The 372-nt window shown below is 65.9% G+C and carries 1 protein-coding gene; it reads right to left on the bottom strand.

Annotated features, from left to right (window positions below; all coding sequences use genetic code 11):
• The coding region (locus AKL29_RS02805; RefSeq protein ID WP_050383045.1) for a DUF3147 family protein at positions 1-228 on the bottom strand (228 nt) is incomplete at its 3' end.
• Positions 229-372 lie beyond the last annotated feature (144 nt).

The following is a 372-nucleotide window of genomic DNA, read 5'->3' on the forward strand; positions in this document are numbered from 1 at the left end:
CACACTGTAGATGGCGAGCGCAATCGCTCCCGCAATCATCGCCTGGGTTTGCAAGGCGGCGTAGTTGCCCCCGTGCTGGTACACCGCGATTCCAAGCGTGGCGAGCGCGACCGAGGGCGCTGCTCCGAACAGGCCGGCGAAGCTCTTGGGGCGCAGAAGGTCTCCGAGCATCGCGAAGGCTGATACGACGGCGCCCCCGAGGAGGAAGCGGATGACGTACTCGGTCATTTCGCTCGCTTCCAGAGTTTGGCGAGCGGCCCGCCGGCCCCGTAGACTGGATCTTTGCGCGGTGGCGGCACCTTTGGAATCGTCCTTAGCGCCCGCGGACGGTCTTCAACGGTCGTGCACTCGTCGTATGTGCCGGTCGGCGGG

This window comes from Bradyrhizobium pachyrhizi (assembly GCF_001189245.1).
In the GTDB taxonomy this organism is placed as follows: Bacteria; Pseudomonadota; Alphaproteobacteria; order Rhizobiales; family Xanthobacteraceae; genus Bradyrhizobium; species Bradyrhizobium pachyrhizi.